The organism is Pseudomonas sp. PGPR N4 (assembly GCF_059693665.1).
This window is the reverse complement of record NZ_JCAUKV010000001.1, coordinates 489,120-516,114: the sequence shown is the minus strand read 5'-3', so window position 1 is coordinate 516,114 and position 26,995 is coordinate 489,120. Positions and strand designations below refer to the sequence as shown.

30 protein-coding genes are annotated in these 26,995 nt (G+C 63.1%); 19 read left to right on the top strand and 11 right to left on the bottom strand.

All coding sequences use genetic code 11. The annotated features are described in order from the left end of the window. Positions 1–93: 93 nt before the first annotated feature. Entirely contained in the window at positions 94–738 is a 645-nt protein-coding gene (locus AC58X1_RS02280; protein WP_497428214.1) for a pentapeptide repeat-containing protein, read from the top strand. A gap of 10 nt (positions 739–748) precedes the next feature. Here AC58X1_RS02280 and AC58X1_RS02275 read toward each other — a convergent pair whose 3' ends face one another. After that, a complete protein-coding gene (locus AC58X1_RS02275) occupies positions 749–1,384 on the bottom strand; it encodes a response regulator (protein WP_150569348.1) in 636 nt (211 codons plus the stop codon). A gap of 202 nt (positions 1,385–1,586) precedes the next feature. Between AC58X1_RS02275 and AC58X1_RS02270 the strand changes: the two genes are divergently transcribed. The 12 genes from AC58X1_RS02270 to AC58X1_RS02215 all read left to right on the top strand — a co-directional run bounded on the left by AC58X1_RS02270 (position 1,587) and on the right by AC58X1_RS02215 (position 12,676). After that, positions 1,587–2,252: a response regulator transcription factor gene (locus tag AC58X1_RS02270; protein WP_101319114.1), complete on the top strand. Its 666-nt coding sequence runs from the start codon at positions 1,587–1,589 to the stop codon at positions 2,250–2,252. 533 nt (positions 2,253–2,785) lie between these two features. Continuing rightward, on the top strand, positions 2,786–3,853 hold the full coding sequence (locus AC58X1_RS02265) for a 3-deoxy-7-phosphoheptulonate synthase (protein ID WP_447734332.1): 1,068 nt from the start codon (positions 2,786–2,788) through the stop codon (positions 3,851–3,853). 141 nt (positions 3,854–3,994) lie between these two features. Further along, positions 3,995–4,276 (top strand): peptidylprolyl isomerase, encoded by a 282-nt coding sequence (locus AC58X1_RS02260; RefSeq protein ID WP_101319110.1) that lies wholly within the window; start codon positions 3,995–3,997, stop codon positions 4,274–4,276. A gap of 127 nt (positions 4,277–4,403) precedes the next feature. Continuing rightward, the gene (locus AC58X1_RS02255) at positions 4,404–6,221 is read left to right on the top strand and encodes an extracellular solute-binding protein (protein WP_497428213.1); all 1,818 of its coding nucleotides are present in this window, start codon (positions 4,404–4,406) and stop codon (positions 6,219–6,221) included. Then, positions 6,218–7,279, top strand: a complete 1,062-nt coding sequence (locus AC58X1_RS02250) for a microcin C ABC transporter permease YejB (protein ID WP_497428212.1) — start codon at positions 6,218–6,220, stop codon at positions 7,277–7,279. The genes AC58X1_RS02255 and AC58X1_RS02250 overlap by 4 nt, the downstream gene beginning before the upstream one ends. Then, complete coding sequence (locus tag AC58X1_RS02245) at positions 7,279–8,295, top strand: ABC transporter permease (RefSeq protein WP_497428211.1); 1,017 nt, start codon at positions 7,279–7,281, stop codon at positions 8,293–8,295. Before AC58X1_RS02250 ends, AC58X1_RS02245 begins: the two co-directional genes overlap by 1 nt. Positions 8,296–8,389: 94 nt before the next feature. Then, positions 8,390–9,460 (top strand): acyl-CoA dehydrogenase family protein, encoded by a 1,071-nt coding sequence (locus AC58X1_RS02240; protein ID WP_497428210.1) that lies wholly within the window; start codon positions 8,390–8,392, stop codon positions 9,458–9,460. After that, entirely contained in the window at positions 9,457–10,212 is a 756-nt protein-coding gene (locus AC58X1_RS02235; protein ID WP_497428209.1) for a PIG-L deacetylase family protein, read from the top strand. Before AC58X1_RS02240 ends, AC58X1_RS02235 begins: the two co-directional genes overlap by 4 nt. Next, positions 10,209–10,808: a class I SAM-dependent methyltransferase gene (locus AC58X1_RS02230; protein WP_101319100.1), complete on the top strand. Its 600-nt coding sequence runs from the start codon at positions 10,209–10,211 to the stop codon at positions 10,806–10,808. Before AC58X1_RS02235 ends, AC58X1_RS02230 begins: the two co-directional genes overlap by 4 nt. Continuing rightward, entirely contained in the window at positions 10,805–11,467 is a 663-nt protein-coding gene (locus AC58X1_RS02225; RefSeq protein WP_150569353.1) for a glycosyltransferase family 2 protein, read from the top strand. The genes AC58X1_RS02230 and AC58X1_RS02225 overlap by 4 nt, the downstream gene beginning before the upstream one ends. A 91-nt stretch (positions 11,468–11,558) precedes the next feature. Further along, the gene (hbdH, locus tag AC58X1_RS02220; RefSeq protein ID WP_497428208.1) at positions 11,559–12,326 is read left to right on the top strand and encodes a 3-hydroxybutyrate dehydrogenase; all 768 of its coding nucleotides are present in this window, start codon (positions 11,559–11,561) and stop codon (positions 12,324–12,326) included. Between the two features lie 74 nt (positions 12,327–12,400). Next, the gene (locus tag AC58X1_RS02215) at positions 12,401–12,676 is read left to right on the top strand and encodes a peptidylprolyl isomerase (protein ID WP_101319093.1); all 276 of its coding nucleotides are present in this window, start codon (positions 12,401–12,403) and stop codon (positions 12,674–12,676) included. Positions 12,677–12,697: 21 nt separating this feature from the next. Here AC58X1_RS02215 and AC58X1_RS02210 read toward each other — a convergent pair whose 3' ends face one another. Beyond that, positions 12,698–13,321, bottom strand: a complete 624-nt coding sequence (locus AC58X1_RS02210) for a LysE family translocator (protein WP_150571965.1) — start codon at positions 13,319–13,321, stop codon at positions 12,698–12,700. A 135-nt stretch (positions 13,322–13,456) separates the two neighbouring features. Between AC58X1_RS02210 and AC58X1_RS02205 the strand changes: the two genes are divergently transcribed. Together AC58X1_RS02205 and AC58X1_RS02200 are read left to right on the top strand one after the other, a co-directional pair. After that, positions 13,457–14,275 carry an AraC family transcriptional regulator gene (locus tag AC58X1_RS02205; RefSeq protein WP_497428207.1) on the top strand — a complete coding sequence of 273 codons (819 nt, stop codon included), beginning with the start codon at positions 13,457–13,459 and terminating at the stop codon, positions 14,273–14,275. Between the two features lie 74 nt (positions 14,276–14,349). Then, complete coding sequence (locus AC58X1_RS02200) at positions 14,350–14,970, top strand: LysE family translocator (RefSeq protein ID WP_497428206.1); 621 nt, start codon at positions 14,350–14,352, stop codon at positions 14,968–14,970. Here AC58X1_RS02200 and AC58X1_RS02195 read toward each other — a convergent pair. Next, positions 14,948–15,643 carry a metallophosphoesterase gene (locus AC58X1_RS02195; protein WP_150571962.1) on the bottom strand — a complete coding sequence of 232 codons (696 nt, stop codon included), beginning with the start codon at positions 15,641–15,643 and terminating at the stop codon, positions 14,948–14,950. The two genes, AC58X1_RS02200 and AC58X1_RS02195, sit on opposite strands and share 23 nt — an antisense overlap. Before the next feature lie 5 nt (positions 15,644–15,648). Continuing rightward, a complete protein-coding gene (locus tag AC58X1_RS02190; protein ID WP_150571961.1) occupies positions 15,649–16,164 on the bottom strand; it encodes a DUF2867 domain-containing protein in 516 nt (171 codons plus the stop codon). An 87-nt stretch (positions 16,165–16,251) separates the two neighbouring features. On the opposite strand from AC58X1_RS02190, the gene AC58X1_RS02185 reads away from it, so the two are divergent. Continuing rightward, a complete protein-coding gene (locus AC58X1_RS02185) occupies positions 16,252–17,001 on the top strand; it encodes a carbon-nitrogen hydrolase family protein (RefSeq protein WP_497428205.1) in 750 nt (249 codons plus the stop codon). Here AC58X1_RS02185 and AC58X1_RS02180 read toward each other — a convergent pair. Further along, positions 16,998–17,498, bottom strand: coding sequence for a methylated-DNA--[protein]-cysteine S-methyltransferase (locus tag AC58X1_RS02180; RefSeq protein ID WP_497428204.1), 501 nt, complete (start codon positions 17,496–17,498; stop codon positions 16,998–17,000). The two genes, AC58X1_RS02185 and AC58X1_RS02180, sit on opposite strands and share 4 nt — an antisense overlap. A 124-nt stretch (positions 17,499–17,622) precedes the next feature. Between AC58X1_RS02180 and AC58X1_RS02175 the strand changes: the two genes are divergently transcribed. Then, positions 17,623–17,757, top strand: coding sequence for a hypothetical protein (locus tag AC58X1_RS02175; RefSeq protein ID WP_256585737.1), 135 nt, complete (start codon positions 17,623–17,625; stop codon positions 17,755–17,757). 100 nt (positions 17,758–17,857) lie between these two features. Here AC58X1_RS02175 and AC58X1_RS02170 read toward each other — a convergent pair whose 3' ends face one another. Both AC58X1_RS02170 and AC58X1_RS02165 read right to left on the bottom strand, forming a co-directional pair. Further along, on the bottom strand, positions 17,858–18,154 hold the full coding sequence (locus tag AC58X1_RS02170) for a hypothetical protein (RefSeq protein ID WP_220633539.1): 297 nt from the start codon (positions 18,152–18,154) through the stop codon (positions 17,858–17,860). Positions 18,155–18,229: 75 nt separating this feature from the next. Then, on the bottom strand, positions 18,230–18,613 hold the full coding sequence (locus AC58X1_RS02165) for a hypothetical protein (RefSeq protein WP_497428203.1): 384 nt from the start codon (positions 18,611–18,613) through the stop codon (positions 18,230–18,232). A gap of 184 nt (positions 18,614–18,797) precedes the next feature. On the opposite strand from AC58X1_RS02165, the gene alkB reads away from it, so the two are divergent. Next, positions 18,798–19,442, top strand: coding sequence for a DNA oxidative demethylase AlkB (gene alkB, locus AC58X1_RS02160; RefSeq protein WP_101319076.1), 645 nt, complete (start codon positions 18,798–18,800; stop codon positions 19,440–19,442). Positions 19,443–19,493: 51 nt separating this feature from the next. On the opposite strand, the gene AC58X1_RS02155 is transcribed toward alkB, so the two are convergent. Next, positions 19,494–20,819, bottom strand: coding sequence for a sigma-54 dependent transcriptional regulator (locus tag AC58X1_RS02155; protein ID WP_188035849.1), 1,326 nt, complete (start codon positions 20,817–20,819; stop codon positions 19,494–19,496). Positions 20,820–21,152: 333 nt separating this feature from the next. Here AC58X1_RS02155 and AC58X1_RS02150 point away from each other — a divergent pair, with 333 nt between their 5' ends. Then, complete coding sequence (locus AC58X1_RS02150; RefSeq protein WP_101319072.1) at positions 21,153–21,419, top strand: hypothetical protein; 267 nt, start codon at positions 21,153–21,155, stop codon at positions 21,417–21,419. Positions 21,420–21,546: 127 nt separating this feature from the next. Here the strand turns inward: AC58X1_RS02150 and AC58X1_RS02145 are convergent, their stop codons facing one another. The 3 genes from AC58X1_RS02145 to cobN are packed head-to-tail and all read right to left on the bottom strand — an operon-like array spanning position 21,547 to position 26,994. Then, complete coding sequence (locus tag AC58X1_RS02145) at positions 21,547–22,161, bottom strand: vWA domain-containing protein (protein WP_497428202.1); 615 nt, start codon at positions 22,159–22,161, stop codon at positions 21,547–21,549. Positions 22,162–22,214: 53 nt separating this feature from the next. After that, positions 22,215–23,231 carry a magnesium chelatase ATPase subunit I gene (locus tag AC58X1_RS02140; protein WP_497428201.1) on the bottom strand — a complete coding sequence of 339 codons (1,017 nt, stop codon included), beginning with the start codon at positions 23,229–23,231 and terminating at the stop codon, positions 22,215–22,217. Between the two features lies 1 nt (position 23,232). Continuing rightward, complete coding sequence (gene cobN, locus AC58X1_RS02135; protein ID WP_497428200.1) at positions 23,233–26,994, bottom strand: cobaltochelatase subunit CobN; 3,762 nt, start codon at positions 26,992–26,994, stop codon at positions 23,233–23,235. Between the last annotated feature and the right edge of the window lies 1 nt (position 26,995).

Sequence of the window (26,995 nt, the reverse complement as noted above, 5' to 3'; positions counted from 1 at the left end):
CCTGGTTGCGGCCCCAACCAGCGCCTCGTACGCTGGTTGTGGCTGCGGCCAAGCGCCGTGAACGAGGGCCTTGCCCTCCTCTGAGGAGCCACCATGAACTACCTTCCCTTCGCGTTGATTCTGGCGCTCAGCCCGGTTGTTGCAGATGAACTGGGCGATGCCCCACTGACCATCAATGGCTGCGTGATCGCCGCCGAAAGCAAGTGCGCCAACGCCAACCTGCGCGGCGCCGACCTGAGCAATCAGGACCTGCGCAAGATCGACCTGTCTGGCGCCGACCTGCGCGAGGCCAACCTGCGCCATGCCCGGCTGGATCTGGCCAACCTGGAAAAAGCCGACCTGCGCGGCGCCAACCTGACCCGTGCCAGCCTGCAGCAAAGCAACCTGCGCCTGGCGCAACTGCAGAACGCAACACTGGTAGCGGTACAGGCCTGGGGCATGTACGGGCAAGGCGCCAATTTTGAAAATGCCGATTTGTCAGCGGCCTATCTGGAATTCGCACGCCTGTCCGGGGCCAAACTGCACGGCGCCAAGCTGCAGGCGGCTGACCTTGAGATGACCTGGCTGAGCAAAGCCGACTTGAAGGGCGCAAGCCTGGCCGATGCCAATCTGCAGGAAGCCAAGCTTGGCGAAAGCAATCTGGAAAATGCTGATTTGCGCGGCACCCGTCAGCACTATGCGAATTTCCAGGACAGCAACATGGAAGGCTGCCAAGGCTGCCCGCAGACCTGGAAGTAAACCGGCCTGCTCAGGCGACCGCTTTGAGCAACCCTGCCTGCAACGCCAGGTGGACCAGCTCCGCTTGGCTGCTGACGCGCAACTTGCTCTTGAGCAGGGTCAGGTGATTGGACACGGTCTTGCTGCTGATACATAGCTGGCTGGCAATGCTGCGCAACGCCGTGCCCTTGGCCAGCAGCAGGAAAATCTCGGCCTCGCGCGGCGTCAGGCCATGCAGACAGTCGGTCTCAGCCTGCGCGGGCTGACAGGCCAACGCGGTCGCCAAGCCCTGCTCGATATAGGCATGTCCGCTAAGGGCCTTGCGCACCGCCTCGACCAGTACCTCAGGGGTGACCTGCTTGGACAGAAAGCCGCAAGCCCCCGCCGCCAATGCCTGGCGCACCAGGCTCAGTTGCGCATGTTCACTGAGAAACAGCACGCGTAGCTGTGGCAAACGCTGGCGCAGACGGCGGGTGGTTTCCAGGCCACTGATGCCCGGCAGGTCGAAATCCATGATCACCAGCCCCGGCACCTGCGCCTGCACCATGGCCAGCGCCTGCTCGCCATCGCTGGCCTGCAGCAAGGGCATCTGCGGCAACGCCTGGGCCAGGGTCGCGGTAATGCCGGCGCGCAGCAACGGGTGGTCGTCTACCAGCAAAATGGCCATGCCTTGTGCCTCCTGTACAGTGCAGGCCTCCATGCTAGAAGCCCTGCCGCTGCCCAGACCTACTACTTTGGTACTGCTTCGCATGGCGATGGTCGCATTCACAAAGCCTTGCTACCGGCTCTTAATAGCGGCATAACGAGGGCTGCTGCCAAGCGAACTGCCCCTGCGTGCGAGCACACATACAACAATAAGGTGCACAGCCATGTACAAGATTCTTATCGCCGACGATCACCCATTGTTCCGCGAGGCCATGCACAACGTGATTGCCGATGGATTTCCAGGCAGCGAGGTAATGGAAACCGCCGACCTCGACAGCGCTTTGGCGATGACCTGCGAAAACGACGACCTCGACCTGATCCTGCTCGACCTGAACATGCCCGGCATGCACGGTCTGGGCGGTTTGATGAACCTGCGCAACGAGGCGCCGACCATTCCGGTGGTAATCGTCTCGGCCGAGCAGGACAAGCAGGTGGTGCTCCAGGCCATTACCTATGGCGCGGTCGGCTTCATCACCAAGTCCTCGCCGCGGGCGCAGATGACCGACGCCATCGAGCAGATTCTCAACGGCAATGTCTACTTGCCACCGGACATCATCCGCACGCAGAAGCCCGGCACCCGCCGCGCGGTCAGCGAAGCGCAGAGCTTCGCCCCGGAGCTGCTGCAGGCGCTGACCCGCAAGCAACTGCTGGTACTTGAGCGGATGACCAAGGGCGAATCGAACAAGCAGATTGCCTACCACCTGGACATTGCCGAGACCACGGTCAAGGCTCACGTGTCGGCGATCCTGCGCAAGCTGAATGTGCACAACCGGGTGCAGGCGATCCTCAGCGCCGGCGATATCGACTTCACCGCCTACCTGCGGCGCTGAAATAAAAAAGCGCATTCAGCCATTGAATGCGCCGTTGCAGGTGCAGTAAGCTCGGACTCAATCACTGGAGTGCAACATGACCCACAGCCACCACCACACTGCCACCTGCACCGCACGCACTGCGCGCCGGCTGCTGGCTGTCGTGCCTGGTTCGGTCGTCTCCACCGTTTATTTTGGGTATTGGTTTAGCCACTAGGCGCCGCTGATACCCAACGGCGCCCACTCTTCGAGGGGCCGCCGAACATGAGAATACTCAACCCCCGGTCGGCTTCCCGACCGGGGGTTTTGCGTTTCCAGGCCTTTGAAAAACACCAAACATATCGAGGATTTCAACATGAACTACCGCACTTCCTACCGCGCAGCCACCTATACCTGGCGATTTAGCCAATCCCGTTCGGGCCAGCCTGCCGCCTCCGTTCGGTCGATTTCCGGTGGCGATGCCGCACAAGAACCGCATTTGACGATTTGTCGAACACCTCGATAGGGCCGACCACGCGGGCCTGAACCCGCTGTCCGCCCAGGGAAACAGAACTATGCAAGCCGCTACCCTCGCCCTGCCCCTGACCCAACCTGTTGCTGCCAACTCCGCTGTCAGCCAGCGCCTGCCCAGCCCGCACCTGCTCAAGCAGCAAATGCCACTCACGCCTGAACTTGCCCAGCAAGTGGAGCAGCACCGCCAGGCCGTCCGCGCCATTCTCGAAGGCCGCGACTCGCGCCTGCTGGTGATTGTTGGCCCGTGCTCGATTCATGACCCACGCTCAGCGCTGGAATACGCCGACCGCCTCGCTGCACTCAGCCGCAAGGTCGACGACAAGCTGCTGCTGGTGATGCGCGCCTATGTCGAAAAGCCGCGTACTACAGTCGGCTGGAAGGGCCTGGCCTACGACCCGCATCTGGACGGCAGCGACGACATGCACGCCGGTATCGCCCTGTCCCGTGGCTTGATGCTGAGCATGCTCGAACGCGGCTTGCCGATCGCCACCGAATTGCTCCAGCCGATGGCTGCCGGCTACTTCGATGACCTGCTCAGTTGGGCAGCGATTGGTGCACGCACCACCGAGTCGCAGATTCACCGCGAGATGGTAAGCGGTCTGCGGCTGCCGGTGGGGTTCAAGAACGGCACCGACGGCGGTATCACGGTTGCGACCGATGCCATGCGCAGCGCCGCCCATCCGCATCGGCACTTTGGCATGGACGCTCAGGGTCATCCGGCGATCATCGATACGCTGGGCAACGCAGACACCCACCTGGTCCTGCGCGGCGGCCATGATGGGCCTAACTACGATGCGCAGAGCATCGCTCGTGCGCGTCAGAGCCTGGCCAAGGCGGGGCTCGCTGCGCGCATCGTGGTCGACTGCAGCCATGCCAACAGCGGCAAGGACCCAGCTCGGCAGCCAGCCGTGTTCGACGATGTGCTGGCGCAGCGGCTGGCGGGGGATCAATCAGTGGTCGGCATGATGCTTGAAGGGCATCTGTACGATGGCTGCCAGGCCTTGGGCAAAGGCGACCTCGCCTACGGGGTATCGATCACCGACGGATGCCTTGGCTGGGAGGCCAGCGAGCGACTGTTGCAACGCTGCGCCATGCGCCTGCGTCAGTAGTACCCGGCGCGGACACGGCGCGCAGCAGCGGCAGCTGCGGCGCCCTGCAAACTGTGTTGGCTGCCAGCGACAGCAACCATGGCAGACAACCGCGTGTGGTTTGCGCTAGGCTTGCGGACTCATTCAAAAGGAGCATTTCCCATGGCCAAAGCCACCGCCCGCCACATCCTGGTCAGCAGCGAAGACAAGTGCAACGAGCTCAAAGCTCAGATCCAGGGCGGCGCTGATTTCGCTGAAGTCGCCAAGGCCAACTCCAGCTGCCCATCCAGCCGCCAAGGCGGTGATCTGGGTTCGTTTGGCCCAGGCCAGATGGTCAAGGAGTTCGACACCGTGGTCTTCAGCGCGCCGCTGAATGAAGTTCAAGGTCCGGTCAAGACCCAGTTCGGCTACCACCTGCTGGAAGTGACCAGCCGTCAGGACTGATCCAGTCTTGCCTGCCCGTCTCTGCAGTTTCGCTGCGGCGCCGGGCCTGGCTCGCGATGGCGACCGACCTGGCGCATGCCGGGGAGGCGCTATCGCGCGTATTGGGCGCTTTTGTCGTCCGGTGACAATGCTGCTTAGCGGTTGCCTTGTCACCTTCGCCCAGGCGGAGCCCAGGCACGCCCTTACGGTCTATGACGAAGCACCACGCTACCCCGATACCTTCCAGCATTTCGACTACGTCAACCCTGACGCCCCCAAAGGCGGCAGCCTGCGCCGCTCGGCGATGGAGATTGGCCAGTTCGACCATGTCCTGCCCTACATCGACCAAGGCACCGGCGTCAGCGAAGTCGACGGTTGGCTGTATGCGCCACTGGCAGTACGTTCGTTCGACGAGCCCTACACGGTCTACGGCCTGATTGCTCGGCGTATGGAACGCGGGCCGGACGACGCCTGGTTGCGCTTCGAGATCGATCCCCGCGCGACGTTCGCCGACGGCAAACCCGTCCGCGCAGAAGACGTGCGCTTTACCTATGAGCTGTTGTTGAGCAAAGGCAGCCTGAAGTTTCGCACGCAGTTTGCCGAGGTTGCGGCGGTTGTCATAGAGGGCCCGCGCACTGTCCGCTTCGACTTCAAACAACCCCATGGGCGCACCTTGGCGCTGGACTTGGCCACGTTGCCGGTACTGCCGGAGCACGACTGGCAGCAGCGCGACTTCGCCACGGGTGCCGGCTTCGGCAAACCGCTGGGCAGCGGCCCGTACCGCATCGGCAAGATCGACAATGGCCGCAGCATCACCTTCGAGCGCGACCCGAACTGGTGGGCGAAGGACCTGCCGGTCAACCGTGGCCGCTACAATTTCGAACGCATGCGCATCGAGTTCTTTGGCGATACCGAGGTCGCCCGGCAGGTGCTGCGTGGTGGCGGTTTTGACTATAACCGCGAGTTCTCGGCCACCGCCTACACCCTCGGTTACAACGGCGCGCAGCTGGACGACGGTCGTTTGCAGCGCGCCCACCTAGGCCCAGCCAAGCCGCAGGTGGCCCAAGGTTTTGTATTCAACCTCGACCAGCCGATGTTCAAGGATCGCCGCACACGCCAGGCGTTGGCCATGCTCTGGGATTTCGAGTGGAGCAACCGGCAGATGATGCGCGGCATGTACATCCGCCAGCAGAGCATCTTCGCCAACACGCCGCTGGCTGCCCGGGAGTTGCCGGATGCGCAAGAGTTGAAGTTGCTTGAGCCGCTACGCGGTCGCGTGCCGGACGAGGTCTTTACGCGGGTGTTCACCGCGCCGGTGACCGATGCTTCAGGGATCGTCCGCCAGCAACAACTTCAGGCACTGGCACTGCTACAAGCTGCCGGCTGGCGGCCGCTTGGTGACCGCCTGGTCAACGCCGAGGGCCAGCCGTTCGAGTTCACCTTTCTCAACGGCCAGGCAGGGCTTGAGCGCATGCTGCTGCCGTGGAAGCGCAACCTGGCGCAAATCGGCGTCACCTTGAACATTCGCAACGTCGACGCGGCGCAATACGTCAACCGGCTGATGGCGCGCGACTACGACATGATCGTCACCGGCTATCCGGTGACCCTCTCGCCCGGCAGCGAACTGTTCAACTACTTCGGCTCGGCGGCCGCCAACGATCCAGGTTCGAACAACCTGATGGTGCTCAAGGACCCCGCCGTGGATAGCCTGCTGGCTGGGCTGGTGCGGGCCGACAGCCAGGTCAGCATGCGCCGTTACGCGCATGCACTGGACCGGGTGATGCAATGGAATTACTACTGGATCCCCAACTACTACCCGCCCGGCAGCTCCACGGTATGGTGGAACCGCTTTGGCCGGCCCAAGGTCCAGGCCGCCTATGATGAAGGCCTGGATACCTGGTGGGAGATCAGCCCGACCGCACTGACCAATGAGCAGATGGCCGAACGGCTGAAGGCTTCGCCATGACCGCTTATATCCTGCGCCGCTTGCTGCTCATCATCCCAACCCTGCTGGCCATTCTGCTGGTCAACTTCGCCATCGTTCAGGCCGCGCCTGGCGGGCCGGTCGAACAGGCGGTAGCGCGCTTGCAGGGTATCGGCGGTGGCAGTACGCCAGGCGCCGGCAGCGAAGTGGTTCATGCACAGTCCCGGGCCACCCGTGGCCTGGACCCGAAACTGATCGAGGAGATCAAGCGCCAGTACGGCTTCGACAAGACTGCCCCCGAGCGGCTTTGGCTGATGCTGGGTCAGTACGCCCGGCTGGATTTTGGCAACAGTTTCTTTCGCGGGGCAAAGGTTACCGATCTGATCGTGGAGAAGCTGCCGGTGACCTTGTCGCTGGGCTTCTGGGCGACCTTGATCACTTACTTGGTGTCGATCCCCCTGGGCATCCGCAAGGCCGTGCGCCACGGTAGCCGCTTCGATGCCTGGAGCAGCGCGCTGATCGTGATCGGCTACGCCCTGCCCTCATTCTTGTTCGCCTTGCTGTTGATCGTGTTGTTTGCCGGTGGCACCTCGTGGAACTGGTTCCCGGTGCGCGGACTGGTTTCCGAGGACTTCGATCAGTTGAGTGTGCTGGGCAAGGTCGCCGACTACTTCTGGCATCTGGTATTACCTGTAGGCGCCTTGGTGATCGGCGGTTTCGCCACGCTTACCCTGCTGACCAAGAATGCGTTTCTCGAAGAAATCTCTCGTCAATACGTGGTGACTGCTCGCGCCAAAGGCCTGAGCGAGCGGCGGGTGCTCTACGGGCATGTGCTGCGCAATGCCATGCTGCTGGTAGTGGCCGGCATACCCCAGGCGCTGATCACGGTGTTTTTCGCCGGATCCCTGCTGATCGAAGTGATCTTCTCGCTCGATGGCCTGGGCCGCATGAGTTATGAAGCAGCGGTCTCGCGCGATTATCCGGTGGTGTTCGGCACGCTGTTCATCTTCACCCTGGCCGGCCTGCTGATTCGCCTGATCGGTGACCTCTGCTACACCGTACTGGACCCGCGGATCGACTTCGACGGGAGGGCGCACTGATGCTCTCGCCCGTCACCCTGCGCCGCCTGCAACGCTTTCGCCGCAACCGCCGCGGCTGGCTTGCCCTGTGGCTGTTTGCCAGCCTGCTGGTGCTGACCCTGGGCGCCGAGCTGGTCGCCAACGACAAGCCGCTGCTGCTCGGCTACAAGGGCGAGTTGTATGTACCGGCCCTCAAGCGCTACACCGAGCAGCAGTTTGGCGGCCAATTACCGTTCCAGCCCGACTATCGCAGTCAGTATGTGCGTCAGCTGATCGAGGATCAGGGCGGCTGGATGCTGTTTGCGCCGATCCCGTTCAGTGCCGACACCCCCAACTACGATCTGCAGGTACCCACCCCCAGCCCACCCTCCGCGAGCAATTGGCTGGGTACCGATGATCAAGGCCGGGACGTGCTCGCTCGGGTGCTGTACGGCACTCGCGTGTCACTGCTGTTCGCGTTCGCCTTGACCGCCATCAGCGTGCTGATTGGCGTATCTGCCGGCGCTTTGCAGGGCTATTACGGCGGCTGGGTCGATTTGCTTGGCCAGCGCCTGCTGGAAGTCTGGTCCGGCCTGCCGGTGCTGTACCTGTTGATCATTCTCAGCGGTTTCGTCGAGCCGGATTTCTGGTGGTTGCTGGGGATCATGGCGCTGTTTTCCTGGCTGGCGCTGGTCGACGTGGTGCGTGCCGAGTTTCTCCGCGGGCGCAACCTTGAATACGTCAAGGCGGCACGTGCGCTCGGCCTGACCGACATGCAGGTGATGCTGCGCCATGTTCTGCCCAATGCCATGAATGCGACCCTGACCTACGTCCCGTTCATGCTCACCGGGGCGATCACCACCCTGACGGCACTGGACTTCCTCGGTTTCGGCATGCCTGCCGGCAGCGCGTCGCTGGGTGAACTGGTGACCCAGGGCAAGCAACATCTGCAAGCGCCATGGTTGGGCTTTACCGCATTTTTTGCCTTGGCGTTGATCCTGTCGTTGCTGGTGTTCATCGGCGATGCGCTGCGCGAGGCATTCGACCCGCGTGCTTAAGCCCGGCACAACTGTCCGCGCCGCGAATCGATTGAACTCTGGACTGCTCCGCCCTCTCCCACTCTAGAGACTTGTCGATTGTCCTGGAGCCATCATGGAGAAGCCCCTGCAGGCGTGCCTGAGTAAGGAAACTGCTGGCCAGCCGCAACATCAGTTACCGCCACTGCTGCAGGCATTCGCCGAGCGACCGCTACAGGTGAGTGTGGACACTCACCTGCCCGAGCTGATGCACACACTGCAAGCGGCACAGCTCGACCAACTGCCATTGCCCGGCCATGGCCAGACGCTTCAACGTTGGCGGATGCTGGCGCAGATTGGCGGCTGCGATCTGACCCTGGCCAAACTTTACGAAGGCCATACCGATGCCCTGGCGATTTTGGCTGAATGCGGTGCTGCGCGGCTTGCCGGCAATGGCATATGGGCGGTATGGGCTGCAGAGCCACCGGATGCCCGCGCGCTGATCAATTCGCGCAGCGGCGAGCAGGTACGCCTCGCGGGTCGCAAAGCCTGGTGCTCCGGCGCGCTGCAGGTTGACCATGCCCTGATCACTGCCTGGGCCGACGATGACCAGCCGCAACTGGTAGCCATCGATCTGCGCCAGCCTGGCCTGCGGATTGAGCGGGAAAAGTGGCAGGCGGTCGGTATGGCTGCCACAGCCAGCGCCGACATCGTCTTCGACGGAGCTATTGGCGTTGCCGTCGGCAAGCCTGGGCAGTACCTCGCCCGCCCTGGCTTCTGGCAGGGCGGTGGCGGCATTGCCGCTTGTTGGTATGGCGCCGCCGAAGCGCTGGCGGGGTATCTACACCAGCAGCGGCGCAAGCCACGCCCGGACCCCCACGGTGATGCCCATCTCGGCGCCGTTGACGCATCGTTGTGCGCCGCCCGGGCCGCGCTGCACGAGTGCGCCGCCTGGATTGATCAACATCCGCAGGCAGACGCCAGTTTGCCGGTGCGCCGCGTACGCGCCCAGGTCGAGCAGGCAGCAGAGTGCGTCATTCATCATGTGGGCCGCGCCCTTGGTGCGACGCCGTTCTGCCGTGATAGCCACTTCGCCCGGCTCAGCGCCGACTTGCCCGTTTACCTGCGCCAGAGCCACGCCGAGCGGGACCTGGCAACCCTTGGACAACAGCTGGCACAACAGCCAGCAGGAGCCTGGCAGCTATGACCGAAAACTTGATCCAGGCCAGCACCGGCACCGCCTGGGCAGACTGGCAGCACTCTGCGCACCTGGCCCGCAGCAAGTGGATCGACGCTGACACGCTGTGCCCGCCCGGTCGCCGGTTGGTCCTGCTGGCGCCGCACCCAGACGACGAAATCCTCATGGCCGGAGGGCTGCTGGCCGGCTTTCAGGGCCGTGAGGAGGATCTGGTGCTGGTATCGGTAACCGATGGCGAGGGCAGCCATCCGGACTCCGCCCAGTGGAGCGAGCACCGGCTGCGCCAGCAGCGGCCGCTTGAAAGCCGCCACGCCTTGCAGCAGCTGGATCTGGACCTGAACAAGCTGGACTGGCGCCGGTTGAATCTGAAAGACGGTGCCGTGCGCCGCGACGAGGCATTTCTGGTCAACCATCTCAATCAATTGCTCAAGCCGGGTGACCTGCTCATGGCCACCTGGCGCAACGACGGCCACTGCGACCACGAAGCCGTAGGCCGCGCCGCCGCGCAGGCGGCTCAGGCGCGCAGCGCGCAATTGGCTGAGGTGCCGGTATGGGCCTGGCACTGGGCTGAACCGGATGATCCACGCCTACCGTGGTCACGCGCGCACCGCTACCCGCTCGACGACTTGCGCCAAACCCGCAAGCGCAAAGCCATCGGCGCCTATTCAAGCCAACTGGAGGCCGATGACGGCCAGCCGCCGGTGCTGCCGCAACATTTGCTCGACTGCCTGCTGCAACCTTTCGAATTGGTGTTTCTATGAGCGTTGATTCGCAGTATTTCGCCGACCTGTACGCCGGTAATGATGACCCATGGGCATTCCGCAGCCGCTGGTATGAACGGCGCAAGCGCGAGCTTCTGGTCGCCAGCCTGCCGCGCCAGCGCTATGAGCGCGCATTCGAACCTGCCTGCGCCAACGGCGAGCTGAGTGTGCTGCTGGCTGAGCGCTGCGCGGAGCTGGTGTGCCAGGACCTTGATCCGACCGCCGTCGAGTTGGCCCGCCAGCGCACAGCCGATATGGCCCATGTCAGCGTCGAGCGCGGGCGCTTGCCGGGTGACTGGCCAGCTGAGCGTTTCGATCTGATTGTCCTGAGCGAGGTTGGCTACTACCTGGACCCTACCGACTGGTTGCAGGTGCTTGAACAAGCGGTAGCCAGCCTGGACGATGACGGTGGCCTGATCCTTTGCCACTGGCTACACCCGATTGCCGGATGCCCGCAGAACGGCCGCCAAGTGCACGCGATGCTCGCCAGGCATCTACCGTTATACGCCCAGTTTCGCCATGAGGAGGCTGACTTCCTGCTCGAGTACTGGTCATGTCAGCCCCGCGTGGTCGATGTCGACGAGAGGTGCGCATGATTGCCGTGATCATCCCCGCCCATAACGAGGCGCGCCGCCTTGGCCGCTGCCTGAAGTCAGTCAATGCCGCCGCCGCGCTGGCACGCGAGGCCGGGCATCAGGTAGAAGTGCTGGTGGTGCTGGATCGCTGCACCGACAGCAGCGCAGCCATTGCCCGCCGTCATCAGGTGGAGACGCTGAGCGTCAGCGCGGGCAGCGTCGGTGCCGCGCGCCAGGCGGGCGCGGCACTGATGCTGGAGCGCGGCGCGACCTGGCTGGCGTGCACTGACGCCGACAGCCGCGTGCCCGGCCACTGGCTGTTGTCGCAACTGGCCTGCGAAGCGCAGGCAGTCTGCGGCACGGTGCATATCGAGCGCTGGCAGCCGTGGCAGACGGCAGCGCTGCGCAAGTTGTACCTCAGCCGCTATGAAGCTCGTGAGGGCCATCGGCATATTCATGGGGCCAACCTTGGCATCTGTGCCAGAGCCTATACCCTGGCTGGCGGCTTCGCTCCGCTGGCCGCCCATGAAGACGTGCACCTGGTGCGGGCGCTTGAGGCTCAAGGCGCACAGATAGTCTGGACCGCCAGGCACAGCGTAGCCACCAGCAGCCGCCGTGACAGCCGTGCACGCGAGGGTTTTGGCGATTATCTAGCCGGGCTGGAAAGCGTAACTGGCTAGTGCGGGGCAGGCATCTGCAGAGGCGGAAGTGCTACCCTCAAATTCCTCGCCGAGGCGCCCTCCACAAACGCCAGCACTCCAGGAGCTTTGCATGTCTCTACAAGGTAAAACTGCACTGGTCACCGGTTCCACCAGCGGCATCGGCCTGGGTATAGCCAAGGTACTGGCCGGCGCGGGTGCCAATATCGTTCTCAACGGTTTTGGCGATGCAAGCGCTGCCCTTGCCGAAATCAATCAGCACGGCGTGCAAGTCGCCCATCATCCGGCTGACCTCTCTGACATTGCCCAGCTCGAAGAGCTGTTCGCGTTTGCCGAGCGCTTTGGCGGGGTCGATATTCTCGTCAACAATGCCGGTATCCAGCATGTCGCCCAGGTCGAGCAGTTCCCCGCCGAGAGCTGGGACAAGATCATCGCCTTGAACCTCTCCGCAGTGTTCCATGGCACCCGCCTGGTGTTGCCGGGCATGCGTGAGCGCAACTGGGGGCGGATCATCAATATCGCCTCGGTGCATGGCCTGGTGGGCTCGGTCGGCAAATCGGCCTACGTGGCAGCCAAGCACGGGGTGATCGGCCTGACCAAGGTGGTTGGCCTCGAAACCGCCGCCAGCAACGTCACCTGCAATGCCATCTGCCCAGGCTTCGTGCTCACCCCACTGGTGCAAAAGCAGATTGACGATCGCATCGCGGCAGGTGTCGATCCGACGCAGGCAAAGCACGATCTGCTGGCCGAGAAGCAGCCCTCAGGCGCGTTCGTCACCCCTGCGCATCTGGGTGAGCTGGTGGTGTTCCTGTGCAGCGAGGCCGGCAGCCAGGTCCGTGGCGCTGCGTGGAACGTGGATGGCGGCTGGCTCGCCCAGTAACCGTCGAGCGGCCTGCCGTGCGCGCCGCGATCAGGCATAATGGCCGCCTTTTTTTCCCGGTACGCAGGTGTCCCATGAAAGCTCAAGCCCGCCATATTCTGGTCAAGACCGCCGCTGAAGCCGAGCAGCTCAAGCAGCGTATCGCCAAGGGCGAGGCGTTTGACGTGCTGGCCAAGAAGTTTTCAACCTGCCCCTCTGCCAAGCGTGGCGGCGACCTGGGCGAAGTGCGCCCCGGGCAGATGGTTGGCGCGATTGACCAGGTGATCTTCAAGAAAGCCGTGCGCGAAATCCACGGCCCGATCAAATCCAAGTTTGGTTATCACCTGGTCCAGGTGGTCTACCGCGACTGAGATCAGAGGGCGCTGGCGCCGCTAGCGTCGTGCTGCCAACAATCCCAGGCCGGCGCAGCCCAGCAGCGAGGCACTGATCCGGTTGAACAACCGCCGAGGCCGCGGTTGGTTGAACCAGCGCTGCAGATAGGCACCGAGTGCGCCATAGATGGCGATGGCTGCCCATTCCAGCAACAGGAACCACACGCCCAACCAAAGGAACTGCTCGCCTACCGGCGTGGGACTGTCGGTGCTGACGAATTGCGGCAAAAACGCGGTGAACAGCAATATGGCTTTTGGATTGCCCGCCGCCACCCAGAACTCCTGCCGGGCCAGCCGCCAGATCCCGCGAGGCTCGCCGCTTCCTGAAGCAGCCTCACCCACCGGCGCCCGCCACAGCTGCCAGGCGATATAGAACAGGTAGCCCGCCCCGATCAACTTGATGGTCAGAAACAGCCAGGCGCTGGTATGCAGCACCACAGCGAGGCCCATCGCCGCCAGGGCGATCATGCCGCTGAACGCCAGAATTCGGCCGGCCCCGGCCAGGCAAGCAGTATGCAGGCCATAACGGCTGGCATTATGCAGTGACAGCAGGTTGTTCGGTCCAGGCGCCATGTTCAGGGCAAAGCAGGCGGGGACGAATAGCAGCAGGCTCGACATGTCCATTGTTGTTCTCCTCGAATACCTGCGAAGGGTCGCCCCGCTCTGGAACCGGGTCAAGCACAGTCACGCGGCAAATGGCCGACACAGTACCGAGCAGGTAGACTCGCAGGTCTGCACAGCAACTCAGACAGGCCACTGATGCACACCGCAAGCAGCGAAATCTGGCACGACCCGGCGTTGCCCTTCGTCGAGAGCAGACGCGCCTGTCATAGCCGTGCCTGTTACAAGGCACACAGCCATCCGACCTTCTCGATTGGCGCGGTCGATGCTGGTTTCAGCCGCTTCAGCGGTGCCGGTGCAGGCCAGCAACGCTTGAGCCCGGGCGCTCTGGTACTGGTGCCCGCGCAGCGGGTGCATGCGTGCAACCCTGAATCCGGGCAGGCCTGGAGTTATCAGATGGTGCACATCGATGCGCAGTGGCTAAGTCAGTTGCGCGCAGAATCCGGCGTCGTCGCAGGCGACCGTGGCGGACCGGCAAGAATCAGCCGCTGCCCGCAGGCCTATCGACACTTTTGTCAGTTGAACACGCTGCTGTTCTCCGCCGCCGCGCCGCTGCACAAAGAGGCTGCGCTGGTGCAGTTCATGGCCGAGCACGACTTCTCAGCGTATGCGCCCTCTCCGACAGCCCCTGCACCGTCCTTGAGCGGCGCCGCCCTTGTCGACGTTATCGCGGCTATCGACCAGGCCGAGTTGGCCGAGCTCAGTCTGGCCTCTCTCGCAGCCCTAGCCGGGCTTGGGCGTTATCAGCTGATCCGCGCATTCCAGGCGGCCACCGGCCTGACCCCGCACGCCTACCTGCTCAATGCGCGGGTCAATCGGGCACGGCAGTGCCTACGCCAAGGCCTGCCGTTGGCAGAAGTCGCCTATAAACTGGGCTTTGCCGACCAGAGCCATTTTCAGCGGGTATTCAAGGCGCATGCCGGCACAACGCCGGGGCGCTATCGCCTGATGCGCTGACTGCAATATTGTTCAATACGCTGTCCCGGGCGGGCCGCAGAATTGCGCCTCCAATGCCTGAGTAGTGCCGCCCCATGGAGCAATTTCTGATAGTCGCCAGCGCCCACTTCCTCGCGCTGCTGTCACCCGGCCCTGACTTCTTTCTGGTTGCGCGCAGCTCGATCAAAGCCGGCTGGCGGGTAGCCAGCGGCGCCTGCCTGGGTATCGCCCTGGCCAACGGCGTGTTTATCGGTGCAGCGTTTACCGGGGTATCGGTGCTCAAGGACGGCAGTGCACTGTTTATCGCGCTGCAAATCGCAGGCTGCGCCTACTTGCTGTACATCGGCGGACTGTTCCTGCGCCATGCCGGCAAAAGCAGCTTTGGTGAGGTCGAAAGCGAACCCGTGCAGGCCGCGCAAGGCTGGTTGAGGTGCCTGCTGATGGGCTTTGCTTCGGCCATTCTCAACCCGAAAAACGCACTGTTCTACGTAAGCCTGGCAAGCATGCTCGCCAGTACCAGCACCGCGTGGAAACTTGCCTATGCCAGCTGGATGTTCGGTGTGGTGTTGCTGTGGGACCTGCTGGTCGCCTGCGCCATTGGCAACCGCCGCGTGCTTAGCCGCTTCATCCACGCCTTGCCATGGCTGGAACGTGCCTCAGGGGCACTGCTGATTGTGCTCGCCAGCGCCGTGCTCATTCACTTGTGGCGGGGCTGAGCAGGACCAACCGCTGCATATCCAGCAGGCTGAAATGGCCCTTGTTCCAGCCGCCGGTATCCAGGTGCCAGACATTGCCCAGCTGTTTTACCTGCAGCACCGAGGTATGCCCCACCAGTAGCGCTCTCAAGCCCTCTACCGTATGCGTATCGCCCTCGCGCAAACGCCGCCGCGACCATTGGCAGATCTCGCGGACGCGCGGGTCATCCTCGCCCAACAGGCTGGTACGTAACTGTGACCATTCATTGAATGGGCTATCGGCATGCACCAGGCCGATCTGCCCCTCTACGGTGGCCACCTGCAGGGCCAGCGGCAGGGTAACGAAAACACTGGCATAGCGCTGCTGCTCAGCACTGGGCAAATCGAGAAACCAGCCGCCGCCTGCCGCGCGGTACATATCCAGATCCAGCGGGTCGCCGCACAGGTAACTCACCGCCAGCGCTTCGTGGTTGCCCTGCACTGCATGGAACCAAGGCTGCGCCAGCCACTCCAGCGCCTCTTCACTGTGCGGTCCACGATCAACCAGATCGCCGACGCTGAACAGGCGATCAACCTGCGGATCAAACGCCACCTCGTCCAGGCACTGCTGCAAACGCGGAAAATGACCGTGGATATCGCCAACTGCCAAGTCCCTGCCCAGTTCATTGGCGGCTACCTGCTGGAAACGCTGCATTGCAACTACCCCTTTCGCAAACGACGCAAGGCAATCGGTGCTATCAGCCGGTGAAAAGGCGCCACGGGCAACATATACAGACGTCCCAACAGGTTGTGGGTTCGCACCACGGTGCTAACCAGTACCTCACACTGCCCGGGCTGTGCTGACGGTCGACGCAACAAGGCTACATGCACATCCAGATGGCGATCGCTGTCGACCAGCAGCACCTCATCATCAGTATTGGCCAGTAGCGTAAAAATGCCCACCCGCTGCCCTGCTTCATAGCTGCCCGGAGAGCGCTGCGAATTGACTGCGCTGAGCCGGCCCAGATCCTTGAGCCCCACCAGCTGGACCAGCCAATTGCGCAGCACCATCAAATTATCGATCCAGCGCGGCATACCGCGCATCATCTGCAGGTAATGCGCCATCGCCGGCAGCCCATGGTCCACGAGCGTGATCGACTGACAATGACTAAAGCTGGCTTGCTGGGCGCTGGGCCAGATCAGTGAATCAGGTGGAATAGCTGCGTGCTGGCTCATCTCGTCTCCTTCCCTGGATCCCACTGGCGTGGGTAATTGCTCCGATAGTATCCTCGGTGCTTCAGCGGCGTCATCCAGGGATTGGTCATGAAACTGTGTGCAGTACAACTGGCAGCCCTCAAGGGTGACCTGGCTGGCAACCTGCGTCGACACCTGTACTGCATCGAGCAGGCGGCACGTGCCGGCGCGCAATTGGTGGTGTTTCCGGAGTTATCCCTGAGCGGCTACGAGCCCGCCCTCGCCCAAGCGCTGGCGCAAACCGCAGACTCGGTCTGGCTGGAACCGGTGCAAACGCTGTGTGACCAGCTTGGAGTAAGCGTGGCCTTGGGCTTGCCGCTGCAGGCCGCAAGTGGCGTGCAGATCGGTATGCCGATTCTGCGCCCTGCGAAAGCTGCACTGGTGTACGCGAAACAGCGCTTGCATGCCGACGAGATGGAGTTCTTTACTGCAGGGGACAATCCGTTGGTGTTCACTGCAGGTGAGCTGCGGGTCGCTCCGGCGATCTGCTATGAGTCGATGTTTGTTGAGCACGCGATGCAGGCTCGCGAAGACGGCGCAGAGGTATATCTGGTCAGCGTAGCCAAATCAGCCAAAGGCATCCGTGAAGGTTTTGCCCATTATCCCGCCGTTGCCAGCCGGCTGAGCATGCCTGTATTGCTGGCCAACTGCGTGGGCCCGGCGGACAACTTTACTGGCGCCGGCTGCTCGGCAGCCTGGAACAGCCAGGGCCGGCTGCTGGCAGCGCTGGATGAGCACAGCGAAGGCCTGATCATGCTCGACACCACAAGTGCCAGCGCCGCGGTAATTGAGTTGGCCGAGCTGTCTGGCGGCCGTTAAAAATCCAGCACCAGGCTCTGGCGCCCTTCCAGAGCCAGCAAAAACTGCTTGGCCTGCAAGCCGCCGGCAAACCCGGTCAGACTACCCGAGGCGCCAATCACCCGGTGGCACGGCGCGATGATCGACAGGGGATTGCGCCCATTGGCCGCGCCGACTGCGCGCACCGCACTCGGCTTGCCGATCTGTCGGGCAATGTCGCCGTAGCTGCGGGTTTCGCCAAACGGGATGGTCATCAACGCCGCCCACACCTCACGCTGAAACGCGGTGCCGGCAAAGTCCAGCTCAAGCTCGAAGTGGCGCCGCTGACCGGCGAAATATTCACCCAACTGCAGCGCGGTCTGCTGCAGCAGCGGATGCTCGTCATCACGCAGCAGCTCACCCAAACGCACCCGGTTTGCGCGCTCCTGCTCCCACAGTACAGCAGCCAGGCGGTCATCGCGGGCGACCAGGGTGAGCACGCCAACGGGCGACGGCATGAGCGTGAATGAACTGGGCATAAGGCGGACCATGAACAAAGAATCAACAGCTTACTGCAATCGATGCCGAGCTAATCAAATTGAATTGTTGCGCGGGTGTGCCAGTCGATAATCATGAGCAAAGTAATCTGAAGAGGTAACAGCGATGACTATCGAAGCAGAGACACTCACCCAGCTCACCGATGTCCTGGCCCAGCAGGGGCTGACCCGTCTGGTCCAGGTTCGGTTTACACGCACCCCGTACCGGTGCAATCACAAGTGGGTCTGCGAAGTACGCTGACGGCCTTTGCTACCCGCTGGTTTGGAGCGCATAGCTCGCGCTGAGGAGGGTCAGGTCGTGCGAAGGGCGATTGATGAACCCTTGTGGCAACCCTCACGATCTAATCTTCTTCGGCTATTTCGCATATGCCATTCGCCCCGCCTTTGCCGGTATAGGACATACTCGGCGTACCATCAGGGCTGATCGATAACGATACGGTCACACCGCCGCCTTTGGCCTCGAAGTAGTTGTCATTGATCTTCTTCAACTTGGCTTCTTTGCCATTGATGAACAACGGCCCGCCTTCATCGGTGTGAACCTCGAGGTTGCCCGGGCAGGTAGCGTTCACCATCGGGATCTCTGCGTTGGCGACGCCGGCCAGCGATACCAATGCGATGATGCTCAATACTCGTTTCATCGTTTACCTCCAAGCGCGGCCTCACCGCCAGTTCATCAGCAATAGCCCAGTTTGGGCTGAACTGCCAGCGCCGGATCAAGGCGCAGACTTGGCCGGCTTTGACTCCATGTAAGCTTGCACGCACATGGCTTTGGCTTTTTGCACGAAGTCTTCCAGGTCCTTGCGTCGCTCTTGCTCGGTATCGCGCACAGGATAAGCCAACACTTGCCTGGACAGGATGTCGCGCAGGGTATAAGTCGCGGCTGTCGGCGGCCGATACTCATCAGTGCCGTAGTAAGGCGGCTCGTTCGACTGCCGTCCGAGCATGATTGCCCCTGCGTCCATGGCGTAGTCATCGCAATGGCTGATTTCTTCGCGTTGGAAGACGATTTTGTCACCGTCTTTGGTCCAGGCTTGAGCAGACCCGCTCCCCAGCAGACAGGTACAGCTCAACATGGCGGCCAGCAGCTTGTCGTTCATGGTGATCCTTCACACAAAACCAGTAGGTTATCAGTTGCCCAAGCCCGTTTGCAGACGTCTTGGCGTTGTCTGGTAGGAGCTCCGCCGAGCGGACCAGCGCGACATGACGCGCACCCTGCCGTTAGTATGGGTTGCATCGCTAGGTACACCTGAACCCAAACCAACGACGCCAAGCCTTAGCCAGATGATCCAGTCCGACCTCGACCTGTTCGGCCCATCCCCGCAGCGCCTGGCTGCGCAGACGGTCCTGCTTCCAGGTTTTGTACTGCCTCAGGTCGAAACCCTGCTGGACGACCTGCGGCCAATCCTGCGCGCAGCCCCGTTTCGGCACATGCGCACCCCAGGTGGCCAGGCCATGGCCGTCGCGCTCACCAACTGCGGCTCGCTTGGCTGGGTCAGTGACCAGCAAGGCTACCGCTACAGCCCGCACGACCCGCTCACCCAACAGCCCTGGCCAGCCCTGCCTGAGAGCTTCTTGCAGGTCGCCCGTAACGCGGCTGAAACCGCTGGCTTCGATAATTTCACCCCCGATGCCTGCCTGATCAACCACTACCTTGCCGACACCAAGCTGAGCCTGCACCAGGACCACGACGAAAATGACTTCGCCCATCCAATCGTGTCCATCTCGCTAGGGTTGCCGGCGGTGTTTCTGTTCGGCGGGATGCAACGCAAGGACCCGACCCAGCGCATCGCCCTCAATCACGGTGACGTACTGGTATGGGGCGGCGAAGACCGCCTGCGCTTTCACGGGGTAATGCCGGTCAAGCCCGGCACCCACCCACGGATGGGCGCACGCCGGATAAACCTCACCTTGCGCCGGGCGGGTTAACTGGCCCAGTTCAATGTCCAAGGGCAGCAGGAGAGCAATTGCACGTCCCAATCAACGGATCTGGTGTTTGTGCAAGAGTCGATAGAAGGTGGGTCGAGAGATGCCCAGCACCTTGGCGGCGATACTCAGATTGTCCGAATGCCGGTTGAGCACATCGCACAAGGCCTGGCGCTCAGCACGGTGCTTGTAATCCTCCAGCGTCGCCAGCGGCTGCTCCTCGGGGACCAGCACCTGCAAACCCAGATCCTGCGCCTCGATCTGCCGGCCCTCGGCCAACACCAGCCCGCGCCTGACCCGATTGGCCAGCTCGCGCACGTTGCCCGGCCACTCATGCCGGCCCATCGCGGCCAGCGCGCTGTCGCTGAACGAGCGCGGCCTGCGCCCGGTCTCCAGGCTGTAAAACTGGGCAAAATGGCTGGCCAGCATCGACAGATCACCGTGCCGATCGCGCAGCGGCGCAGTGACCACCTGCAGCACGTTGAGCCGGTAATACAGGTCTTCGCGAAACTTGCCGCGCTCGATGGCTTGCTCAAGGTCCACATGGGTAGCAGCCAAAACCCGCACATCAACAGGGATCAGTTGATCGCCGCCAACACGCTCGATGTGCTTTTCCTGCAGAAAACGCAGCAGATTGGCCTGCAGCTCAAGCGGTAGATCGCCAATTTCATCGAGGAACAGGGTCCCACCGTTGGCTGCCTCAATGCGCCCGACTTTACGCTGGTGCGCGCCGGTGAATGCACCCTTCTCGTGGCCAAACAGCTCGGACTGGATCAGATGTTCAGGGATCGCCCCGCAGTTGATCGCGATAAACGGCTTATCGTGCCGCTGCGACTGACGGTGCAGAGTCCGCGCGACAAGCTCCTTGCCGGTACCGCTCTCGCCGCGGATGAGTACTGGCGACTCGGTCGGTGCCAGCTTGCCGAGCAGCTTGCGCAGCTCGCGTATCGGCCGGCTGTCACCCAGCAGTTCATGCTCGGGCTTGTTCACCTGCACTGCGCCCTTGCCACGCAGGCGGGCCATGCCGAAGGCGCGGCCGAGGGTTACCTGCACGCGGGAAACGTCGAACGGCAAGGTATGAAAGTCAAAAAACCACTCGCAGACAAAGTCGCCAACGTTCTGCGCACGCAGTTGCTCGGCATTGAGCACGGCGATCCATTCGGTATTGCTGCGCTTGATCATGTCCTTGACCGCATCAGGCGCCTGCAGGTGCGACGCTTGCAGGCGCAGTACGCCAACATCGCAAGGATGCTCAAGCGCCGCCGCCAGGGTGCAGCTGTGCACGTCCCAACCGGCACCGCGCAGGCCCGGTAACAGACGGTGGCAGTCGTCGCACGGGTCGACGATCAACAGGCGACGTTGCGCTGCAGCTTCGAGCATGACCGTTCCTTGGCGCCAATTGTTGGTTTTTTAAGTAGAAACAATACGTTGCAGCGCCCGAATTAACAGTAGCAACGAACTCCAACTTACCCAGTACCGTTGGTCTGCCGACTGCCCGCCGGCAACTCCGCTACACGCCGACTTTTACAAATTGTTGCCGTCTGAGCCGGGCACCTGCGCGGATTTGAGTATTTGCAAAAAAAAATTCATCAAGGCTGTGACTTCACCCTGCTCAGCGAGCATCAGTATCCATAACCCCGCGCTATTTACCTTGGCACCTTTGATACAGCGCGGACTTACTTTCGCTGTTTGGGACCATAGAGAGACCGAACCATGAATGCCCCGCTCCGTGTCAACGAAGCACTGCTGATTGCCGACCACGCCTTCGAACCCTTCCAGTGCGTTGCCTGGGATGCACCCAACGGTACTGGTGAACTGAGCCTGGCAGTGATCGACCGGACCAACACCCGTATCGGCAGCAAGCAAGTCTCCTCGCGTATTTATTCAGACCCGGCGCAATGGGCCAGCCTGATCGAGGAAGTGCGCGCCGAACTGTGTCAGAAGGGTTATGACTTGCAACCTTGGTCGATGCCCAAGTAAGCATTTGTTGATGCTAAAAGTGCGTGCCTGGCGCGCACTTTTAGCAACTCGCACTGTGCCTTGATGGCAACTCTCTCGTTAGCGCGACATCCTGTCGCAGCCGCCATTCGTGACGTCTGGATATATATCAGCGCAGCTGCTTGAAGTGCTGGATATGCTGATACTCGGCCTGCATTTGCTGCGCTAGCAATCTGCCTTTACCGACCCGCACTGGCGCCAATTCCATGTCGATCAACCAGGTCGTGCAGGGCATCGGCTGCAGCGCGCCCCAGCGTTGCAGGCGACCATCGGTAAACACCAGGCAACGCTGGACCTCCTGCGGATGCCGCTGGTGTCGTGCCTGCAGCCATTGCCGAGCTTGCTCCAAGGCGCTGATCAGCGGCGTGCCGCCACCCGCGCCGAGGGCCTGCAACCAGGGCTGCAGTGCCGCCGAAGCTTTCAGCCCATGCCGCTGCCACTGGGCCGAACGACCACTGGCGGTCAGCAGAGCCAGACGTGCGCGTTGGCGATAGGCTTGATCGAACAGCTCGGCAAGCACGCCCTTGGTCTGGGCAAGCGCCTGATGTCGGCGGGTTGACGCCGAGGCATCGACAATCACCAGCCACAGCTCTGCCGGTTGCCCCTGACGCTGCTGCCAGCACAAATCGCCACGCTGCTTTGGCCGCCCCTTGAGCAGGGTCGCCGGCCAGGCGACACGCCCGGCAGCGGCCTTGCGCGCCTGTCCACGCGCAGCACCGCGCAAGCTGCCTGGCCGGGGCTTGGCATCCGCCGCGGACAAACCTTGCTGACGGATGCTCAGGGCTTTTTTGCCCAGTTTGGTACCTCACGCCGCGGCCCCGCTGCAACCGGTTGGGCTGGCAGTGCAGCACTGTCGCCGCCCTGCCCCGCGCTGGCATTGCTGATGGCTGGCGACTGCGCCGGCGCTGGGCTTGGCGGTTGCTGGGCTGGGGCTTCGCGGCGGCGATGGCGCAAGGCAAACTCGGCTACGGCGGTGACGTCTTCTTCATCGATGTGCTCGCTGCCGCGCCAGGCAGCGTGAGCACGTGCAGCTCGCAGCCAGACCAGATCTGCGCGCAGGCCATCGACCCCGGCAGCAAAACAGCGTTCGGTGATCCAGGCCAGGGCCTGGTCATCCAGCGCAATCTGTTCCAGGCGCACGCGCGCTGCCTGGCAGCGCTCGCGCAGGTCCTGCTGCGCACCGGCCCACTCGGCGCAGAAGCCTTGCGGATCGCTGTCGAAGGCCAAGCGCCGGCGGATGATCTGCTGGCGTGCCTGCGGCTCGGGCAACTCGTCCAGCGACACGTTCAGGCCGAAGCGATCAAGCAGTTGCGGGCGCAGCTCGCCCTCCTCCGGGTTCATCGTGCCGATCAAGACAAACCGCGCCGAATGACGATGGGAGATGCCGTCGCGTTCTATGCGGTTGGTGCCGCTGGCAGCAACGTCCAGCAACAGGTCAACCAGCGGGTCGGGCAGCAGGTTGACTTCGTCGACATACAGCACGCCGCCATCGGCGTGGGCCAGCACTCCAGGGGAAAACTGCGCTTTGCCCTGGCCCAGCGCTGCGTCGAGGTCCAGCGTGCCGACCAGGCGCTCTTCGGTCGCGCCCAGCGGCAAGGTGACAAAGGGTGGCTGCTGCTCGGCGCTGCCGAGCAGGTCTGCCAGGCCACGGGCCAGGGTGCTCTTGGCCATGCCGCGCGGGCCTTCGATCAGCACGCCGCCGATCTTTGGGTCGATTGCGGTCAGGCACAATGCCAGCTTGAGCGCCTCGGCGCCGACCACGGCGGCCAGCGGAAACTGCATCGGTTCAGTCATTTCAGTGGTCTTCCTCACCTTCGAGCAACTGCTCCTCAAGGGCATCACGGTAACTGCCGGGTTCTTCCCAGAGGCCGCGTTGCTGGGCCTCCAGCAAACGCTCGGTCAGGTCGCGCAGGGCCTCGGGGTTGTGCTCGCGCATGAATTCACGGGTCGCCGGGTCAAGCACATAGGCCTCGGCCAGCGCCTGATAATGATGGTCGTCGATCAGGTGCGTGGTGGCGTCGAAGGCGAACAGGTTGTCGACCGTCGCTGCCAGCTCGAACGCGCCTTTGTAGCCGTGGCGCTTGGCGCCGTCGATCCACTTTGGGTTCAGCGCCCGAGCACGGATAACTCGGTTGAGCTCTTCCTTGAGAGTGCGGATGCGTGGTCGGTCGACCTGGCTATGATCGCCGTGGTAACTCGCTACCGCCTCGCCGTGCAAGGTTTCGGCAGCGGCCAGCATGCCGCCCTGGAACTGGTAATAATCGTTGGAGTCGAGCAGGTCGTGCTCGTGGTTGTCCTGATTCTGCAGCACTGCCTGCACCTGGCCCAGCCGCGTGGCAAACTGGGCACGGGCGGGCGTGCCCTCGTCACTGGCACCGTAAGCGTAACTGCCGTAGTTGAGGTAAACCTCCGCCAGGTCCTTGCGGTCCTGCCACAGACGGCCGTCGATGGCGTTCTGCACCCCGGCTCCATAGGCACCGGGCTTGGCGCCGAACACCCGCCAACCAGCTTGGCGCGCAGCCTGCTCGGCTTCGATGCCTGTCTCGATCAGGGCCTGGCGCTCAGCCCGCACGCGGGCCGCCAGCGGGTTGAGGTGATCTGGCTCGTCCAGTGCCGCCACTGCCTGCACGGCGGCGTCGAACAGGCGGATCAGGTTACCGAACGCATCACGGAAGAAGCCTGACACACGCAGGGTGACGTCGACCCGTGGCCGGTCGAGCAAGCTCACCGGCAGGATCTCGAAGTCGTCGACGCGCTGGCTGCCGGTGGCCCACACCGGGCGTACGCCCATCAAGGCCATGGCTTGGGCAATGTCGTCGCCACCGGTACGCATGGTCGCGGTGCCCCAGACCGAAAGGCCGAGTTGGCGTAAATGATCGCCATGGTCCTGCAGGTGCCGCTCAAGAATCAGGTTGGCCGAGGCGAAGCCCAGTCGCCACGCAGTGGTAGTGGGTAAGTTGCGCACATCGACGGTGTAGAAATTGCGCCCAGTCGGCAGCACATCAAGCCGGCCGCGGCTCGGTGCGCCACTGGGGCCTGCCGCGACGAAGCGCCCAGCCAGTGCCGCGAGCAGGCCCTCGAGCTCGGCGCCGCCACAGCTGTCGAGGTTTGGCGCGACAACCGAGAGCAGCTCTTCAAGTACCTGTGCCACGCCCTGCCATTGTTCTTCGGTGGGCAGCTTCAGGTTGCCGGCCAGCGCTTGTTCAATCAACGTCAACGCCAGTTGTTCAAGGCGCTCGCGCGTATCACCGTGGGTGCGCCAGGCCGCGTCGTCCAGTGCCTGCAACATGGCCGGCCGTGGCCCTTGCCAAGGCTGACCGAGGTCGCAGTCGAGCGGATCGAAACCGAGCTCGAAGGCTTTGCCCAGAGCACGAATCAGGCTGGCGTTGCCGCCTTTGCCGTCACCGCGCTCGACCCGCAGCAACGCCAGCAGCGTATCGCTGCGCAGGCGGCCTTGCGGCGATTGGCCGAACACGTGCAAACCATCGCGAATCTGCGACTCTTTCAAGTCGCACAAGTAGGTATCCAGGCGCGGCAGCCACACGGCAGCATCATCCAGCTGACCTTCAAGCTGCAGCTCTCGGTCGATATGGTTGGCCTTGACCAGCGCCAGGATGTCACGCTGCAGCTCCTGCGCACGGCGCGGATCAAGCAGCTGGGCTTCGTAGTATTCGTCGGCGAGCTGTTCGAGGTCGCGCAGCGGGCCGTAACTCTCGGCGCGGGTCAGCGGCGGCATCAGGTGGTCGATGATCACCGCCTGGGTGCGGCGTTTGGCCTGGGCGCCCTCGCCCGGGTCGTTGACGATAAACGGGTAGATGTTCGGCATCGGCCCCAGCAGCGCGTCGGGCCAGCACTGCGCCGACAGACCGACGCCCTTGCCTGGCAACCACTCGAGGTTGCCATGCTTGCCGACATGAATGACGGCGTCCGCTGCATAAGCGTGGCGCAGCCAGAAGTGAAAGGCCAGGTAGCCATGCGGCGGAACCAGATCCGGGTCGTGGTACACCGCACTGTGGTCAACCTGATAACCGCGCGCCGGTTGGATACCGACGAAGGTCTGCCCAAAGCGCAGGCCCGCTACCATCAAGCGGCCGCTGCGGCACATCGGGTCTGTTTCAGGGGCGCCCCAGCGGGCGAGCACGGCCGCCCGGTTTTCTGCCGGCAGCTGAGCGAACGCGGCCTGGTAGTCGGCCAGGCTCAGGCTCTGCGCGCATGGGCGCTGATCGAGGTTGTCGAGGTCGTTGGTCACGCCGCCGAGCAAGTGCTGGATCAGCGCGGTGCCGGTGGCCGGCAGCTCGTCCAGCGGATAACCCGCAGCGCGCATCGCCTCAAGGATGTTCAAGGCCGCCCCCGGCGTGTCCAGGCCGACACCGTTACCAATCCGGCCATCGCGGGTCGGATAGTTGGCGAGGATCAGCGCGACACGCTTTTGCCCATTCGGCAAGCGCGCCAGCGCGACCCAGCGACGGCCCAGCTCGGCGACGAAGTCCATGCGTTCCGGGTGGGCGCGATAGCACACCACATCCGCCTGGCTGCGTTCACTGCGCCAGGCCAGGTCCTTGAAGCTGACCGGCCGGGTGATGATCCGCCCGTCCAGCTCCGGCAACACGATGTGCATGGCCAGATCGCGGCCGCCGAGGCCCTGCTCGCTGGTTTCCCAGCCCAATTGATTGTCCTGCGCGCAGATCGCCTGCAACACCGGTACATCCCGGCGCAGCGGCCGCGCGTTGGGGCGCTCGGGGCTGGACAAGGCAAAGCCAGTGGTGTTGATCACCACCTCGGCCTGGACCTCATCCATCCACGCTTCAACCTGATCGAGACAGGCCCGCTCTTTGAGGCTGGCTACAGCGATCGGCAACGGGTTGAGCCCCGCCATCTGCAGCCGCTGACAGAACACGTCGATGAACGCGGTGTTGGCCGCCTGCAGGTGCGAGCGGTAGAACAGCAGCGGCGCCACCGGCAGCGCAGGATCCCAGTCGGCGTACCAGTCCGGCAACTGCGCACTGGCCTTGGCTGGGTGGTAGACCACGGTACGGGCCAGCGCTTCCGGCTCCTGCCAGGCATAGTCGCGCTGGAACCACAGGTTGCCCACGCAGTTGAACAGATTCAGCGCGTTGGCCTTGCCGCCCTGGCGCAGGTAGTGCCACAGGCGCTCGGCCTGGTCGCTGCTGACCGTGCTCAAACCGGTGAGCTCGGGGTCAGGCCGATCATCGCCCGGGACCATGATCACCTGAACACCGCGCGCCGCCAGCTCGACCAACTGCTCGATGCCGTAGCGCCAGTAGCCAACGCCGCCGTGCAGTGATACCAGGATCAACTTTGCATGGCGCAGCACCTGGTCGACATACAGGTCGACCGAGGCATGGTTTTGCACCTGCATGGGATTGGCCAGGCGCACGCTGGGGTAGTCGCCAGGCAGCTGTTCCGCGGTTTCGGCCAGCAGCGCCAGGTGCGAGTCACCGCTGCACAGAATGACCAGTTCGGCGGCAGTCTGGCCGAGGTCGGCAATACTGTCGTCCGGGACAAAACCACCGGGCTGGGTGCGCAACAGGTGCATG